Consider the following 16160-nt stretch of genomic DNA (forward strand, 5'->3'; position numbering starts at 1 on the left):
TGATGAACACATAAAAAACACCCAGCATAGCAGGCTAGCTGGGTGTTGACTGGTGCAGTCTAGAATCGGGACAACCCTAAAACTGCATTTCAGGAACCTGAGCCGGGCAGATGAGTTTGCCCTGGGTTTTGGCTTTAATTTCTTCCACACTCACGCCCGGGGCGCGCTCAAGTAAGTGAAACGCACCGTCCTTGATTTCCAGCAGCGCCAGGTCGGTGATCACCTTATTGATACAGCCTACCCCCGTCAGCGGCAGCGAGCACTGGGTCAGCAGTTTTGAGTCGCCATGCTTGCTGGCATGGGTCATGGTGCAGATAATGTTTTTCGCACCCGCCACCAAGTCCATAGCGCCGCCCATGCCTTTGACCAACTTGCCGGGGATCATCCAACTGGCGATGTTGCCGTTTTGGTCTACTTCGAAGGCGCCCAACACGGTTAAGTCCACATGACCACCGCGGATCATGGCAAAGCTTTCGGCGGAGTTAAAAATCGCCGCGCCGGTGCGAGCGGTCACGGTTTCCTTACCGGCGTTGATCATATCCGCATCCACTTCCCCCTCAAGCGGGTATTCACCCATGCCCAGCAAACCGTTTTCGGATTGCAGCATCACATCTATGCCTTTGGGTACATAGTTTGCCACCAGGGTGGGAATGCCTATGCCCAGGTTCACGTAATAACCGTCGCGTAATTCCTGGGCGACGCGTTGCGCCATTTGCTCTCGTGTCAGCGCCATGGTTATGCTCCTCGCACCGTACGTTTTTCGATGCGCTTTTCAAACTGGCCTTGAATCACGCGTTGCACATAAATACCCGGGGTGTGAATTTGACTGGGCTCCAGCTCCCCGGGCTCGACAATTTCTTCCGCCTCAACCACGGTGATCTTGCCTGCCGTAGCCGCCATGGGGTTGAAGTTCATCGCCGTGTGACGATAGATGCAGTTGCCGTAACGATCCGCTTTCCATGCTTTAACAATGGCAAAGTCACCAACAATGCTTGGCTCAAGCACGTAATCGCGGCCATCAAATTGCTTAATATCTTTGCCTTCGGCAACCACTGTGCCCACACCTGTTGCGGTGTAAAACGCAGGAATACCCGCCCCACCGGCACGCATTTTCTCCGCCAGGGTGCCTTGTGGGGTGAGTTCCACTTCCAACTCACCGTTCAGCAGTTGCTGTTCAAACAAGGCGTTTTCACCCACGTAAGACGCCACCATTTTGTGGATCTGCTTATCTTCAAGCAGGATGCCTAAACCAAAACCATCGACACCGCAGTTATTGGAAACCACCGTCAGGCCGGTGATGCCCTTGTTTTTGATTTCTTTAATCAGGCCCTCGGGAATACCGCAAAGGCCAAAACCACCGGCGATCACCGTCATATTGTCTTCGAGGCCCGCCATTGCTTCGGCGTAGCTGTTCACTACCTTATTAAAACCTGCCATCTTCTCTCCTATTGCGCCGTCCAACCGCCATCAAGGGCGATGGCCTGGGCAGTAATGTTGCGCGCCGCATCCGCCATTAAAAAGTCAACGGTGTGGGCAATTTCGTCCAGGCCGATAAAGGCCTTTTTGGGCATGGGGGCCAGCATGATGGTGTCGATCACCTCTTGCTCGGTGATGCCATGTTGTTTGGCCTGGCTGGCTATTTGCGCCTCGACCAAGGGGGTTTTTACATAGGCCGGGCAAATGGTATTGACCGTGATATCCACATCCCCGGTCTCCAGCGCCAACACCTTGCCCAAACCAATCAAGCCATGTTTGGCTGAGACGTACGCCGACTTATACTTGGAGGCAACCTGGGCATGAATGGAGCCGATATTGATAATACGACCAAAGTTTTGCGCCCGCATCGCCGGAAGCACGGCCTTGGTAAGCATGGCCGGGCCATTGAGTAATACGTCTTGCAACAGCTGCCATTTATCCAATGGGTAATCATCCAAACGCTCGACATACTGAATGCCGGCGTTATTGATCAACACATCTATGGTCGGCTGCCTGGCAATAAAATCCCCGAGGGAGGCCAGTTCTGCCACATTCAGCGCCAGGCCCTGGGCACGAATGCCCTGCTGTTGAAGCTGTTCGGCCTCGGCCTTGGCGCGCTCACCATCGAGATCGGTCAGTAAGATCTCATGGCCTTGCTTGCCCAGGTGTTCCGCCACATAGCGGCCAATGCCACTGGCGGCACCGGTAATTAAAATACGCTTACTCATGATTACTCCGCTAAAAACTCGGCGAGCACCGGGGCCTTGGTTTGAATCGAGAACAGACCGTCTAGGTGCCCCCAGATCCCCTCAATTTCCTCGATTTTTACATCTTTTCCTTGCTCTTTAAGCAGCTTGGCAAACGCGCGCACCGGGCCTGGGCGTAACAAGAGGTCGTTGCTGGCGGGCATAAGCAGTACCTTGGCCTGAATCTTTTGTGCCGCCGCGTTTAGGTCTTCCTGCATGCCGGCGCTGTACAGTTGCGAGGCGCGCACTAAATAGAGAATATGGTTGGCATCCTGAGTTTGCGCTCGAACCAGGGCGCGCTCATGCAGGGTCTGGTTAATGGCCGGCAGGGTGCGTATGTCTTTTTTCGCGCCCTCGTCCTGCACCTTGAAGTTTGGGAAGCTGACCTTGTAACTTTCCGGGTGCATGGCGTCCTGGGTAATATTCAGCATGGTGGCGGTCACACCGGCCAGCGGGCGCTCACCCTCATAGTAATTGCCATTGTTCCAGTTTGCGTCCAGGCGAATGGGCAGCGCCCATTTTTCCAGCGCGGGTACCGTCCAGGCGTCCATTTTCGCCGCACCAATCACATGCACCAGTCGTTCAACCTTGTCTGGGTAACGCACCGACCATTCCAGCGCCTGGAATGAGCCCATGGAGGCGCCAATGACGGCGTGGAGTTTTTCAATCCCCAGGCTGTCGAGCAAACGCTTTTGTACTTCGACAAAATCGCCTATGGTGACCACGGGGAAGTCCAGGCCATAGGGCTTGCCGGTTTTTGGATTAATGGACGCCGGGCCCGTGGTGATCACGTTTTTATCGTGCCAGTTGGCGTTAACCAGGGTGTCCGAGCTGATCACAAAAAACTTGTTGGTGTCTATGGCCTTACCCGGGCCAATAATGGCATCCCAATATCCGGGCAAAGCGTCATCCGCGCTGTATTTACCCGCCGCATGGGAGGTGCCGGAGAAAAAATGGGTGATCAGAATCACATTGTCCTTGGCATCATTAAGGGTGCCGTAGCTCTCCCACCCCACCTGCACCTCGGGCAAGGTCACCCCCGATTCCGTGGTGTAGTTTGCAAAGGCGAAACGCTGTTTTTCCACCAGCAGGGGCTCGCCCTGAGCCCAGGCCCACTGGCTTACACAGATTAAAACAAGGCCTATTATTCGCAGCATGCTCATGTTGTTCACTCCTTAGAATAAGATAAATAGGGCGAGCGCCAGGGCCACGCCAATCAGTGGCACCACGGCCGTTAATGCCGCCATAGACCAGTAAGCGCGTTGGTGCGTTTCTTTACAGATGGCGCGGATGGTGGTCACCACATAACCGTTGTGCGGCAAGGTATCCAACGCCCCGGAACTGATCGCCACCACCCGGTGTAATTGCTCCGGATTAACGCCTGCATCCAGGTAATGAGGCGCCACTAACGGCAGGGCTATGGCCTGGCCGCCGGATGCCGAGCCGGTCAAACCGGCAATGACACTGACGGCCACCGCCGCACCGAGCAATTCGTTGCCGGGCATATTGGTCATGACTTCCACCGCCACCTGAAAGGCCTCTGTGTTTTTAGCCACCGCACCAAAACCGACGACCGCACTGGTATTGCCTATGGCCACCAGCGCCCCCGTGGTACCCAGGTTAATGGCACCGCTGAGGTTGTGGAAATGCTTGAAGTTGATCACCAGAATCGCCAACACACCACCGAGCAAGGCGACGATCAAGGCACTTTGGTGCAATATATCGTGCAGTGTAAAGGACAGCAGTAACACCACCAGCAGCGGGATCACTCCGGTGATCGGATGGGGATAGTCGCGCTCGGGAATTTCCGGGTCGTCGTCGCGGGCCTCGAAGCGCTCACCATTGGCCACCGCCTTAGTGATCATCTTCTTCAGCCACCAGTAACCGGCAATGGCCATAAACACAGCCACCACCAGGCTCACTTCCCAGGCCGCATAGGGCGAAGTGCCCAAATACTTGATGGGGATCCAGTTTTGAATCTCCGGCGAGCCCGCCGAGGTCATGGTAAAGGTCACCGAGCCAAAGGCCAGAGTCGCGGGAATAAAGCGTCGTGGCAGGTTGGCGTCTTTAAACAGGCTCAGAGCCATGGGGTACACGGAAAAGGCGACGATAAAGACGCTGACACCACCATAGGTCAACACCGCACAGGCAATCACCACAGCCAGTACCGCGTGTTTCATACCCAGCTTGTTGACTATGGCACGGGCAACGCTGTCCGCGGCGCCGCTGTCTTCCATAAACTTGCCGAACAAGGAGCCGAGCAAGAACATAAAGAACCAGGCACTGAGGAAACCGGCAAAGCCGTTCATATAGGTGCTGACAAAGTCTAACGATACACTCTCACCGGGAAAGAGCGCCATATTGCCACTCAGCGCCACCAACAGGGCACATAAGGGCGCGGCAATAAACAGGTTTACGCCGCGCAGGGTAAGAATGATAAGTAGTACCAGACCGCCGATAAGGCCAATCATACTGAGCATAGAAGTGCTCCTCGAATTATTATTGTTTTAGTTATCAGAGCTAGCATAGCAGCTGTTTCTGTTAACAACACTGGCAATCAGTGTGGCCCCACAAACCGTTAAAATACATAGTACTAAGGTTATAGAATTGCGCCACACCCCGTAAATCAAGGGCTGTAGCGGCGATAGTACTAAGGTACTAACCCCCTCGTCGCATTTTTCCCCTAAAGTCACAGTTAATTAATATTTTTAAAACAAACCCATACCGTGACGACCCATAACAATACCGGCGCACGGACAACGACAATAACAGGGGATACAGGATGAACACATACAGTCTACGCCGCTCTAGTCTAGCCTTAGCGATTGGGGCGGCACTCACAAGTGCACTGGCAAGCCCAACGGCCTTGGCAGAAGAAGAAGTAAAAAAAGCCGAGCTGGAACGCATCGAGGTTACCGCCCGTAAAACGGTCGAGAACCTGCAAGAGGTGCCGGTGGCCGTGACCTCTATTGGCGCCGCGCAATTACAGGAAAACGGTATTTCGGTAATGACCGAGGTACAGCAGTTTTCACCCAACACCACCTTGCAGGCCAGCCGCGGCACAAACTCCACCATCACCGCCTTTATTCGCGGTGTAGGTCAACAGGACCCATTATGGGGTTATGAGCCGGGTGTGGGTATCTACATCGATGATGTCTACGTAGCTCGCCCTCAGGGTGCGGTGCTGGATTTATTAGATGTCCAGCAAATTGAAGTATTACGCGGTCCACAGGGGACACTCTACGGTAAAAACACCATAGGCGGCGCGGTGAAGTATGTCACCAAGGAAATGACCGGCGATATGACCTTTGATATCCAAGGTACGGTGGGCAGCTATAACCAAAGAGATTTGAAGATCACCGGGCAATTGCCACTGATCGATGAACAGCTCTATCTTGGTTATGGCTTTGCTACCTTAAACCGCGACGGCTTTGGTGACTTTTTGGTCTCGGATCTGGATGGTCAGGATAAGGAAAACTACAACAAGGATCTTACTGCGGCGCGCCTGACTCTGGAGTATCGCCCCACGGAAGACCTGTTTTTCCGCCTTGGCTGGGATAAAACCGACGATGACTCGAATTCCAAGGGCGGCTACCGTTTATTACCCAGTGTCCTGACCGAGGCCCCGGTGCCGGATGATGTCTATGACTCTTACACCAGTATGCCAACCTGGAACAAGGTGGAGTTAGAGGGCTATAGCCTGACCGCACGCTGGGACATGAGCGACAGCACCTCGTTTAAGTATATCGGTGCCAAGCGCGACAGCTATTCGCCGACCAATATCGACTTTGATAATACCGCCTTACGTATTTTCGATGTGCCCGCCATCTACGACGACGAGCAAACCACTCACGAACTGCAGATGAACCACCAGGGCGACAACTACAAGCTGGTATCCGGCTTGTACTATTACGACGGTGAATCCTGCGGCGTATTCGATGCCATCTTAGAGGTGGGTGCGCAGCTCGATAAATTGGGCGTTGGCGTGCCACTGCCTAGCTTCACCCGCGAAATCAGCGGTTGCAGCAACTCCACCAGCAAGGCCGCCTACATTCAGGGTAGTGTGGATTTAACCGACCAGTGGTCGTTAACTTTGGGTGCCCGTTACACCAAGGATAAGAAAGAAGCCTACGTCAATAACACCGCCCTGGTTGCCACCATCTATCCAGAATCTGGCTGGGTACCCGGCTATGAACGCCCAGAATTTGAAGAAAACCTGGTCTTGGACGATGAAGAAGATTGGTCACGCTTTACCCCACGCGTCGGCGTCGAGTATCAATACAATAACGATATCATGTTCTTCGCCAGCTACGCCCAGGGCTTTAAATCGGGCACCTTTAATCCCCGTGCCAGTGGTCCCGAGCCCGCCGCTAACCCGGAAATCGTGGATTCTTACGAGCTGGGTATGAAGAGTGAATGGAACGACAACCTGCGCGCCAATATCACCCTGTTTTCGTTGGATCACGATGACCGCCAATATATTTCGGTACTGCCCGGCAATAGCTCGGCGGATCTCAACCAGCGCCTGGGTAATATAGGTAAGTCGTCGGCGGACGGGGTGGAAGTGGAACTAAACTATGTCGCCACCGACGCCCTGACGTTTGATGCGTCGATGGGTTATATCGACTCGGACTTCGAAGAGGTGTTAGACACGGACCCTATTAGCGGCGAGTCCTTCGATAAGTCGGATCGCTTTAGCATATCCAACACCCCGGATCTTACCTTTAACCTGGGCGCCACCTATCGCCTGTATACGGATAACGGCGACTGGGTGTTTAACACCAACTACTACTACCGTGGCGACTATGTGTTATTCGAAGAAGACAGCCTGTTGAGCCAGGACAGCTATGGTCTGCTCAACCTCAGCGTCAACTGGTATAGCACAGACGGTCACTGGCGTGTCGGCCTCCATGGCAAGAACTTAACGGATGAAGAATATATGATCGGTGGCTACCAGTTCGTTACCCCGGATGCTTCCGACCCCACGGATGTCAGCAAGTACACCCCGGGACTAGGTGGCGATAACACCTTGATCGGCTACTTTGGCGACCCGCGCACCGTGTCGCTCACCGTGGGTTATAACTTCTAATCCCATCTGCTATACCAAGGCGACCGGCCGTCCCCCGGTTTCAAACGGTCGCCTTTCTCTTATGCAACTTACCGCAGGCCCTTGCCGCGACTAACAAAATCCCCTATAACGAGGGACATGGAGTCAACTTAGGATGCCCAGTGTGCAAGCCATTATCGCCGATGATCACCCGTTATTTCGCAGCGCCCTAAAACAGGCCGCCGCCCAGGCCATGGCCGATGAGCCAATTTTAGAAGCCAGCGATCTATCGGAGCTGTTCAGTGCCCTTATCGCCCACCCGGAGATTGAGCTGGTGTTTTTAGATCTCACCATTCCCGGCGCCCAGGGTTTGGAAGGCTTGGCACGACTGCGCAATCAATACCCAGATATTCTGGTGATCATGGTCTCCGCCAATGAACATCCCAGCATTATTGAACAAGCCATGGCGCTCGGTGCCAGCGCCTATATTCCCAAGTCTTCATCCCTGGAGGTGATCAGCGAAGCCATCGCTCAGGTTATCGAAGGGGAAAACTGGCTGCCACCGCAAACGGAAATTTGCACCGACGTTAACAGTGAACAGGCCCAGTTTGCCCGTAACCTGGAAAAGCTGACGCCACAGCAGTATCGGGTACTGAGCATGATCGCCGATGGCATGCTCAATAAGCAGATCGCCTATGCCATGTCGATTCAGGAAACCACCATTAAGCAGCATGTCTCGGCCATTTTGAAAAAGCTCAATGTCTACAACCGCACCCAGGCGGGGATTTTATTCAAGCAAATGGCCACGGTAGCCGAAAGTGAAGAAGCCTGAATTGTAGGTCGGGATTTTATCCCGACACAAAGGGCATATTATCGTTGTAAGTTGGCCTTTACCGCTAAAGATGACGGGAGTAGAGCAATGCGGGAGCACATTGCCGATAAGGCCTACAAAAGGGCAGGAGTCTCGCTTTGTCGGCGCAAAGCACCGACCTACAATTTAACCTGCTCCTGATTCGCCTTTAAGCGCTTTAACATCCGCTTTAATGCCGGTGTTTTTAACGGCTTATACAGCAAGGGATAACCACAATCGCTGACGCGCTCACGAATGGCCTCGTCATGGTTGGCGGTGTTGATCACGATGGCCATCTCCTCCAGACCCAGAGCCTGGATCACCTGCAAACCGGTGACGCCATCATCGAGCTGGTAGTCGGCAATCAGAATATCCGCCTCACTGCTTTGCACTAATTCGGCCAACTGCACCTGATCCTTGGCCAACGCCACGCTACATCCCCAATTCTGGAGCACCTGAGACAGCGCCTGTAACACGTTATCGTCATTGTCGAGCAGCCAGATGCGCAGACCTGCCAGTTGATTATCTTGACCCTTGTGTTCGCTCGGTGTTGGCACCGCGCTGTGCGGCTGACTATAACATGGCAGTGTCAGGGTAAACTGGGTGCCCTGGCCGAGTTGTGAGCCCAGGGTCATATTGATCTCCAGGGCGGCACAGATACGCTTACTAATGGCCAGTCCCAAACCCAGGCCCTGTGCCTGCTCTTTGCCCTGCAACTGTTTGAATTCCTCAAAGATCAGCTCCTGATCTTGCTTAGCGATGCCGGCTCCGGTGTCTTCCACCATAATGGACAGCTGCTGCCCATGACACTCGCAGAGCACCCGGATTTCGCCCTGCTCAGTATAGCGAATAGCGTTACTCAACAGGTTGCTCAACACCCTCTTAAGCAGCGCCTTGTCCGTTTTCACCATCACCTCGGCGCCTTGCAGACGAAACCCCAGGCCCTTGTCTTTGGCCAGGGCTCCGTATTCATTGGCAAGGGGCTGCAACAAGCTGGCCAAGGAGAAGTCGGTGCTGTTGATTTTAAAGGAGCCGGACTCCAGCTTGGTTAGCTGTAAGATGCTCGACAATAAATCCTCGGCACTGGCCAGGGAGTTGCGAATATTCTCGGCCAGCTCAGCCAATTCCGAGCCTTGGGCCTTGTCGCTCATTAGCGAGCAAAACAGGCTGGCGGCATTAAAGGGCTGTAACAGATCATGACTGGCGGCGGCGAAAAACCGGGTCTTACTTTCCGTGGCTAATTCCGCCTCCCGCTTGGCCGCCACCAGGGCGTGGTTGGTGGCTACCAGCTCGCTGGTACGGGCGGCGATTTTTTCTTCCAGATTCAGGTTTGCCAGCTCTAACTCGCGCTGCTGTTGCACAAAGTCGCTGATGTCCGTATAGGTGGTTACGAAGCCGCCGCCGGGCAAGGGGTTTCCCTGCATCTCGAAGACCCGGCCATCGTTGTGCTCACGGCGATATTTATAGGCGCTGCCACGGCGTAGGTGGGCGATGCGCTTGCTCACCTCCGCCTCGATTTGCAGGCATTCAAACAAACCGCGCTCGGCATTAAAGCGGATCAGCTCGGCCACCGGTCGCCCCACCGCCAGCATGTCTTTTGGATAGGCAAACATCTCCTGATAGCCCTGATTCCAGGCCACCAGTTTGAGATCGCTGTCTACCACGCTAATGCCCTGCTCTATGTTTTCTATGGTGGCCTGCAACAGATCCCGGTTAAAGCGCAGTACCTGAGAGGCCTCATCGACAAACTCCGCCACCTGCTCAAAGGGCTGGCGTTTTTCATCCTTAGCCACATCGAGGATCAGCCGCGCCGAGGCGCCACCGACCAGGGCCGACATTTCCCGCTCAACCCGCTCTTCCACTGCGGCGGGAGCCTGATTTTTCCAAAGATTACGGGCGGCGGGAAAGTATTGTTCTACCAGCTCGGCGGCACGATCCGGTTCGCTAAAACGTTGTAATAGCAGCGCCAGCTCTTGATAGCTAAGGGCGATATTGGCGTCACGCTCTTCTACGCCACGCAAAATAAACTTATTGCTTTGCAGGCGCTCGGCCAGCTGCGCCGCACTGATAAAGGGCACCAAGAGATAAACCAGGGTGTTCACCCCCAACGACAGCAGCACGGCTTGGGTTAGGGGCTCCAGACCAAGAGCAAATAGGTTGTTCGGTGCCAGCCAGGCCAGTTGCCACGGTCCCTCGTTAAGCCAGGCGGCCTCGCCATACAGGGCGGAATACACACTCGGTAGCAACAGGGTGTAAAACCAAATTGCCGAGCCACTTAAAATTCCCAGCTGGGCGCCGCGACACGAGGCCTTGGACCACCACAGGCCGATGATCATCGCCGGCGCAAACTGGGCCACCAGGGTAAAAGACATCAGGCCCATATTGGCCAGGGTATTGCCTTCGGCCAGCACCCGATGGCTGGCATAGCTCAGCAGCAGGACAGCGACTATCACCAGGCGCCGCGCCTGCAGCAATTTAAACTTGGAGAGGCCGCGATGGGATGAGCTCAGCTGCGAGCGGCGCAGCAAAAACTGGTTGATAAAGTCGTTGGTGATCATGATAGACAAGACTATGGTGGAGACGATCACCATACTGGTTGCCGCAGAAAAGCCCCCTAAAAAGGCCAACAGCGACACCCAGGGCGCCTCTGCGGCTATGGGCAGGGCCAGCACAAAAGTGTCGTAGCCGACATCCTGCCCCTGAAAATACACTAAACCCGCATAGGCAATGGGCAGGATAAAGAGATTGATCAACAACAGGTAAAGGGGGAACAACCAGCGCGAGGTAGCCAGTTGCTGCTCGTTATCATGCTCAATAAAAGCGGTATGAAACTGACGTGGTAAACACAAGGTCGCCCAATAAGCCGAGCAACACATGCACCCAATACACATAACCCGGACTGGCGGTGGTTTGCATCTGCGCCGCTATCTCTTGCTGTTGCGCCGCCGCAAAAATAGCCTGGGGCGAGTCAAATAACCCAAAGCAAATAAATAAACCAACGCCGACAAAGGCGAGCAACTTGACCACGGACTCAAAGGCGATGGAGGCCATCAAGCCCGGATTGTGTTCACTGGGGCGCACCCGCCGCGCCCCGAATAAAATGGCAAACAGGGCCAGGGTCAGGGTGATATAAAAGGTGCTGTCTTGATAGAAATAGTCGTTTTTCCCGCGCTCCACCTCGGTCAACATGGCGATACTGGCACTGGTGGCATTTAGCTGCAGGGCGATATAGGGCACGATGGCGATCACCGAGATCAGCGACACCAGGCCGGACAAACGGGACGACTGACCGTAACGGGTGGCAAGAAAGTCGGCCATGGAGGTGAGTTGCTGCTGGCGACAAATGGTGGCAATACGAGTATAAATTTGCCAACCAAAAACAAACAATAGGATGGTGCCGGTATAGGTAGGAGCCAGCCACCAGCCGTTATTGGCGGCCTGCGCGGTAGTGCCGTAAAACGCCCAGGAGGTGCAGTAGACCCCCAAAGACAAGCCATAGATCCAGCCACTGGAACGATTGTTGCTGAACTTATCCGCATACCAGGCCACGGCGAATAACACCCCGAGGTAGGCCAGGGCAATCACGCTTATCACACCAATAGAGAACATAACGGGCTAATTTATTATTGTTTTCTCATAATCATAACGGTTACTGTATGTAAAAACACCACTGACTTTAGTGTTACCTCGGCCCGCGCAACCTGGGTCTGCACACACGGACGTTAATGAGCAACCAGCCATGATAAAAAAACTAATAAGCTGCTTTGCACTAACCCTGCTGCTGCTTAGCCAAGCCACCCTGGCCCAGTACCAGATCACCCCGGCGGCCAACTGGGTGCAGCCCCTGCCCCTGACTTCGCTCGATAGCGAACAGGTACCGATAGAGAATATTGCCGACGGCACCTATTACCGCCTGCTCGACGATCAGTTTCAGGTCGATGCCGAGGGGAAGACCAGCCACTATATTCGCTATGTGATGCTGGCCACCAACCAAACAGGCGTCGAGGGTATGTCACAACTTAACCTCGACTACAACCCCAGTTATCAACGCATCGAACTTCATCATTTACAGGTGATCCGCGATGGCCTGGTCATCGATAAACTCGCCAGTGCCCAGCTCAAGTTGCTGCAACGGGAATTGGACGCCGACAAACTGATTTATGACGGTAGCCAAACCCTGAATATCATTCTCGACGATATTCGCCCCGGCGATACCCTTGACTACGCCTTTACCCGAGTGGGCCGCAACCCCATCTATCAGGGCTTGTTTAGCTACACAGGGCAATTTAACTGGAGCGTTCCCGTGGCGCAGCAACAACTGCGTATCCTCTGGCAAAAAGACACGCCCCTGCAAGTACATCAGCGTCAAGGTGAATTGCCTATCACCCGCAGTCAAACAGCCGCGGGCATGGAATACAAGGTGAGTGCCACTGCGCTGCCAACCAAGCGTTATGACTCGCAAACCCCCTCTTGGTACGACCCCTATAATCTGGTGTTTTTCACCGAATTTGCCTCTTGGCAACAGGTGGTCGACTGGGCCTTGCCCATGTATCAAAAGGCCTTATCCAGTGATGCCAGCGTGGAGAATATCGCCGCGCAAATCCGCAGTGAACATGCCAGCATAGAAGCACAGGTAGGAGCCGCGCTAAAGTACACTCAGGATGAAATTCGTTATTTGGGCCTGGAAATGGGCAGTAATTCCCATCAACCCACCGCGGCGGATGAAACCCTGCGCCTGCGTTATGGCGACTGTAAAGATAAGACCGTGGTACTCATGAGTATACTCCGGGCCCTGGGTATCGAATCGCACCCGGCACTGGTCAACACCGAGCTTAACAAGGGGTTGGCGGAGATTCCGCCGGCCTCCAATCGTTTTGACCATGTACTGGTAACCTTGGAGCATCAGGGGCAGCGCTATTGGCTCGACCCCACCACCGGCTACCAAACCGGCACCTTAGATAATCTTAGCGAACCAAATTTTGGCTATGCCCTGATCGTAAAAGAAGGCGAGCAGTCTCTCACCAGTATGGTCAAACCCGAGACCCGCCTTCATCGCAGCATTGTCGAGCGCTACGAGCTGCCCCAGACAAAGAACGACTACGCCCTGTTTTCGGTGCAATCGACCTTTAGTGACTCCGACGCCATAGATAAACGCCAGGAGCTGGCCAACAAAGGCCTGCAAGGTGCCCAGGAAAATTACACCAACTATTATCAAAACTATTTTGCCGGCACCGAGCCCACTCAGTTACCGCGCGTAGAGGAAGGCCTGCAGCAGGGCGAAATCACGGTGAAAGAGTATTATCGCATCGGCGATTTTTGGCAAAGTGAGGACGATGGCCTGCATGCCTATTTCTACGCCGATGATATTCAAAATGCCATCTATGAGCCCGAGGTAAAATCCCGCACCAGCCCGCTGTTTTTACGTCATCCTTACAATGTCGATTACCGCATTGAGGTGCACCTGAATGAACATGACTGGCATTTTAATAATGCCAATGAGCAAATAGACAACCCGTTTTACCGCCTCGATAGCCAGGTTCGCTTCGAGGATAATGTGCTGATCCTGAGCTATCAGTTCCGCAGCAAGGTCGATCATGTCACGCCACAGCAGGTGGACGCCTATTTAGCGGCCCGTAAAGAGCTGTTGGCGGCCACCAATTATGGGATTCGCCAGGGGCCAAGCAACACTGACTCAAACGACGGTGGCGATCTCGCCATAAATGCACTGATCGCTTATGTACTAAGCGTGATTTTGGTGCTCACCATCTTTATTACCCTGTGGCGTATCGAAGCGAGTAAGCGCCCAAGCTTTGCCGATCAGCGCTACTTCCCTGTTAGCAGCGCCAAGTTTTATCTCTATTCGGTGATCAGCTTGGGCATTTTCCCGTTTTATTGGTGCTATAAAAACTGGCAGTTTATTCAGCGGCAAAATGATGAGGCCATGATGCCCATCGCTCGCGGCTTCTTCGCCTGGATTTGGTTTTACCCGCTTTACGCCCGCTTCTATGACGACAGCGAACAACAAGGCACACGACGCTTTTTACCGCCAAAATGGCTGGCAGTGGTGCTCGCTATTATCGTTGTCGCCTTACACCTGCTGGTCTCGTTGGAAACGCATTGGCTGCTGGGGCAATTACTTTGGCCTCTGCCTTGGCTGCCGCTGGTCAGCTACACAGCACGCCTAAATAAAGACCAAGAAGCGCTGCGCTACCATAGTCATTGGCGTCCTCGTCAATTGCTGCTGCTGGTTATTTTCCTGCCTTTATTAATGATTAACTCAGCTTATGATCTTGGCCTCACTCCTAGCCTGGAGGTGATCCCCGGCGATAAGCTATGGCAGCATGATAAGCACTTTATGGTGCGCCAGGGTCTGCTCGACAGCCATGAGCGACTGATTTATTTCTACTCCGATGCCACCTGGAATATTCGCAATGACGGCAACGGCGTGACCGAGCAGGGAGTGTTTAGCTACTACCGGGATAACGGCCAACTCCAAAAAGAGCGGGCGGCCTATGTCGATATCGCCGATGTAAAAACCAGCTTTGCCGATGATTCATCCGGCTATACAGTGGTGGACATTGAGCGCATGGACGGCAGCAGCTTTAGGCTAATCCTATCCGCGGAAGAAGGTGGCGACAGCCGTTTCGTCAACGAACTAAAGCGCCGCTGGCAGTTACATCGCCTGTAACGCTCTGGGGGCGCGGCTAACGCTTAGCGCCCGACACCTGCTCGGGATATTTGGCCATCTCGGCAGGAAACAGGGCCTGAATCCGGGTCAGGGTGGCATCTATGTCCTCTCCCACCTGCAGCGGTGCCATGATCACAAACTGCTTTTTACTGTAATCCAAAGCCATGGGCACCACGGGAACCTTCGCCGCCTTAGCGATATGTAAAAACCCACTTTTCCACCGCGGCGTGTACTTACGCGTGCCCTCAGGCGCCAAGCCAAGGATCAATGCATCGCTATTATCGAACAGGGTTTTTACCTGCGCTACCACGCCATGGGAAGAGCGCCTGTCGACCGGGATACCACCCCATTTTCGCAATAAGGGCGCCAAGGGCCAGACGAAAATACTGTGCTTGCCTAAAAAACGGATCCGCACCTGTAAATGCATTTTCACCGCGATGGCGATGACAAAATCCCAGTTTGAGGTGTGAGGCGCCACCGCGGCGACAAACTTGCCCTGCTCGGGAAACGCCCCCACCACCTGCCAACCAAACCAGTTCAGCACCTTGGTACCCAGCCAACGGCCAAAGCGACTATGGGTACGGGGAATATTCGTGGGGATCTTCAGCTCAGGCATAGGCGTTTTAACGTCGGGGACAATCTCGTTAGATTGGCTCTAAGTGGCTGTTTAGTCAATTTTATTAAGCTCTTACCGGCTCCTTAATTAAAAACACAGAGAGGATGAGCAAATTTGAATGTCCAGCCAAAATTGGAGATTCATAAAATTTAGGCGACATACATGATTCTACTTAGACATTCAAATTTGCTCCAAACTGCATTAGCGAACACTCCATTAGAGGGTTGTCGTGCAAAAATAAAGAAAGAATCAATTTCAGATGACAGTGTCAATTTTACCAAGACATTCAAATTTGCTCTATTTCGACGACATTCACTGACAAGACGCTTTAAAATCAATGTGATAATGCTCGTCACGGCGAACCCAAAAAGGCTGAGATTGGAGATCTCGTTGGGTCGCCGGCTATAACTTAACGTGAAACGATTCACTCAAGGTTAAAGCCTAGGTTACATCCATACACTATCACGCTCTCAAGAACACCTATGTATCAGCCCAATTCCCCTTACATTGCATCCTAAACGAGATACGAGAAGAGTAATCGCCAGCATGGCTGAAAGCGGAAACAAGAGAGTGAAGGTGGTCTTCGCAACTTCAAGGCACAAAAAAGGCCGCTAAAAGCGGCCTTTTTTCTCAAGAGTAACTATTACTCTACGATTGATGCTACAACACCAGCACCAACTGTACGACCACCTTCACGGATCGCGAAACGTAGACCTTCGTCCATCGCGATTGGGCAG

Annotated in this window: 10 protein-coding genes and 1 pseudogene; 3 read left to right on the plus strand and 8 right to left on the minus strand. The window is 53.5% G+C overall.

The annotated features are described in order from the left end of the window. Window positions 1-76: 76 nt before the first annotated feature. Genes C2M29_RS08560 through C2M29_RS08580 form a run of 5 tightly spaced genes read right to left on the minus strand, consistent with a single transcriptional unit; the run spans window position 77 to window position 4702 of the window. Window positions 77-733: a CoA transferase subunit B gene (locus tag C2M29_RS08560; protein WP_105189389.1), complete on the minus strand. Its 657-nt coding sequence runs from the start codon at window positions 731-733 to the stop codon at window positions 77-79. 2 nt (window positions 734-735) lie between these two features. Then, window positions 736-1437, minus strand: coding sequence for a CoA transferase subunit A (locus C2M29_RS08565; RefSeq protein WP_105189390.1), 702 nt, complete (start codon window positions 1435-1437; stop codon window positions 736-738). Window positions 1438-1445: 8 nt separating this feature from the next. Then, the gene (locus tag C2M29_RS08570; protein ID WP_105189391.1) at window positions 1446-2204 is read right to left on the minus strand and encodes a 3-hydroxybutyrate dehydrogenase; all 759 of its coding nucleotides are present in this window, start codon (window positions 2202-2204) and stop codon (window positions 1446-1448) included. A gap of 2 nt (window positions 2205-2206) precedes the next feature. After that, the gene (locus C2M29_RS08575; RefSeq protein ID WP_105189392.1) at window positions 2207-3385 is read right to left on the minus strand and encodes an E22 family MetX-like putative esterase; all 1179 of its coding nucleotides are present in this window, start codon (window positions 3383-3385) and stop codon (window positions 2207-2209) included. A gap of 12 nt (window positions 3386-3397) precedes the next feature. Further along, a complete protein-coding gene (locus tag C2M29_RS08580; RefSeq protein WP_105189393.1) occupies window positions 3398-4702 on the minus strand; it encodes a GntP family permease in 1305 nt (434 codons plus the stop codon). A 302-nt stretch (window positions 4703-5004) separates the two neighbouring features. Here C2M29_RS08580 and C2M29_RS08585 point away from each other — a divergent pair, with 302 nt between their 5' ends. Both C2M29_RS08585 and C2M29_RS08590 read left to right on the plus strand, forming a co-directional pair. Next, window positions 5005-7311 (plus strand): TonB-dependent receptor, encoded by a 2307-nt coding sequence (locus tag C2M29_RS08585; protein WP_105189394.1) that lies wholly within the window; start codon window positions 5005-5007, stop codon window positions 7309-7311. A gap of 133 nt (window positions 7312-7444) precedes the next feature. Then, window positions 7445-8101 (plus strand): response regulator, encoded by a 657-nt coding sequence (locus C2M29_RS08590; protein ID WP_105189395.1) that lies wholly within the window; start codon window positions 7445-7447, stop codon window positions 8099-8101. A gap of 158 nt (window positions 8102-8259) precedes the next feature. Here C2M29_RS08590 and C2M29_RS08595 read toward each other — a convergent pair. Then, window positions 8260-11728, minus strand: a pseudogene (locus C2M29_RS08595) (PAS domain-containing hybrid sensor histidine kinase/response regulator). 130 nt (window positions 11729-11858) lie between these two features. Between C2M29_RS08595 and C2M29_RS08600 the strand changes: the two are divergent. Next, window positions 11859-14807, plus strand: a complete 2949-nt coding sequence (locus tag C2M29_RS08600; RefSeq protein ID WP_105189396.1) for a DUF3857 domain-containing transglutaminase family protein — start codon at window positions 11859-11861, stop codon at window positions 14805-14807. Between the two features lie 16 nt (window positions 14808-14823). Here the strand turns inward: C2M29_RS08600 and C2M29_RS08605 are convergent, their stop codons facing one another. Further along, window positions 14824-15423 (minus strand): 1-acyl-sn-glycerol-3-phosphate acyltransferase, encoded by a 600-nt coding sequence (locus C2M29_RS08605; protein ID WP_105189397.1) that lies wholly within the window; start codon window positions 15421-15423, stop codon window positions 14824-14826. Between the two features lie 643 nt (window positions 15424-16066). Continuing rightward, a partial coding sequence (locus C2M29_RS16805; RefSeq protein ID WP_130145475.1) for a hypothetical protein occupies window positions 16067-16160 on the minus strand: 94 nt, incomplete at its 5' end.

Origin of the sequence: Pseudoalteromonas sp. T1lg48 (assembly GCF_002964785.1) — a bacterium.
Lineage (GTDB): Bacteria > Pseudomonadota > Gammaproteobacteria > Enterobacterales > Alteromonadaceae > Pseudoalteromonas.

Bases quoted from the DNA above. Each gene is read 5' to 3' on its own strand.
- C2M29_RS08560 (WP_105189389.1), bottom strand. From the start codon at position 733: ATGGCGCTGACACGAGAGCAAATGGCGCAACGCGTCGCCCAGGAATTA.
- C2M29_RS08565 (WP_105189390.1), bottom strand. From the start codon at position 1,437: ATGGCAGGTTTTAATAAGGTAGTGAACAGCTACGCCGAAGCAATGGCG.
- C2M29_RS08570 (WP_105189391.1), bottom strand. From the start codon at position 2,204: ATGAGTAAGCGTATTTTAATTACCGGTGCCGCCAGTGGCATTGGCCGC.
- C2M29_RS08575 (WP_105189392.1), bottom strand. From the start codon at position 3,385: ATGAGCATGCTGCGAATAATAGGCCTTGTTTTAATCTGTGTAAGCCAG.
- C2M29_RS08580 (WP_105189393.1), bottom strand. From the start codon at position 4,702: ATGCTCAGTATGATTGGCCTTATCGGCGGTCTGGTACTACTTATCATT.
- C2M29_RS08585 (WP_105189394.1), top strand. From the start codon at position 5,005: ATGAACACATACAGTCTACGCCGCTCTAGTCTAGCCTTAGCGATTGGG.
- C2M29_RS08590 (WP_105189395.1), top strand. From the start codon at position 7,445: ATGCCCAGTGTGCAAGCCATTATCGCCGATGATCACCCGTTATTTCGC.
- C2M29_RS08600 (WP_105189396.1), top strand. From the start codon at position 11,859: ATGATAAAAAAACTAATAAGCTGCTTTGCACTAACCCTGCTGCTGCTT.
- C2M29_RS08605 (WP_105189397.1), bottom strand. From the start codon at position 15,423: ATGCCTGAGCTGAAGATCCCCACGAATATTCCCCGTACCCATAGTCGC.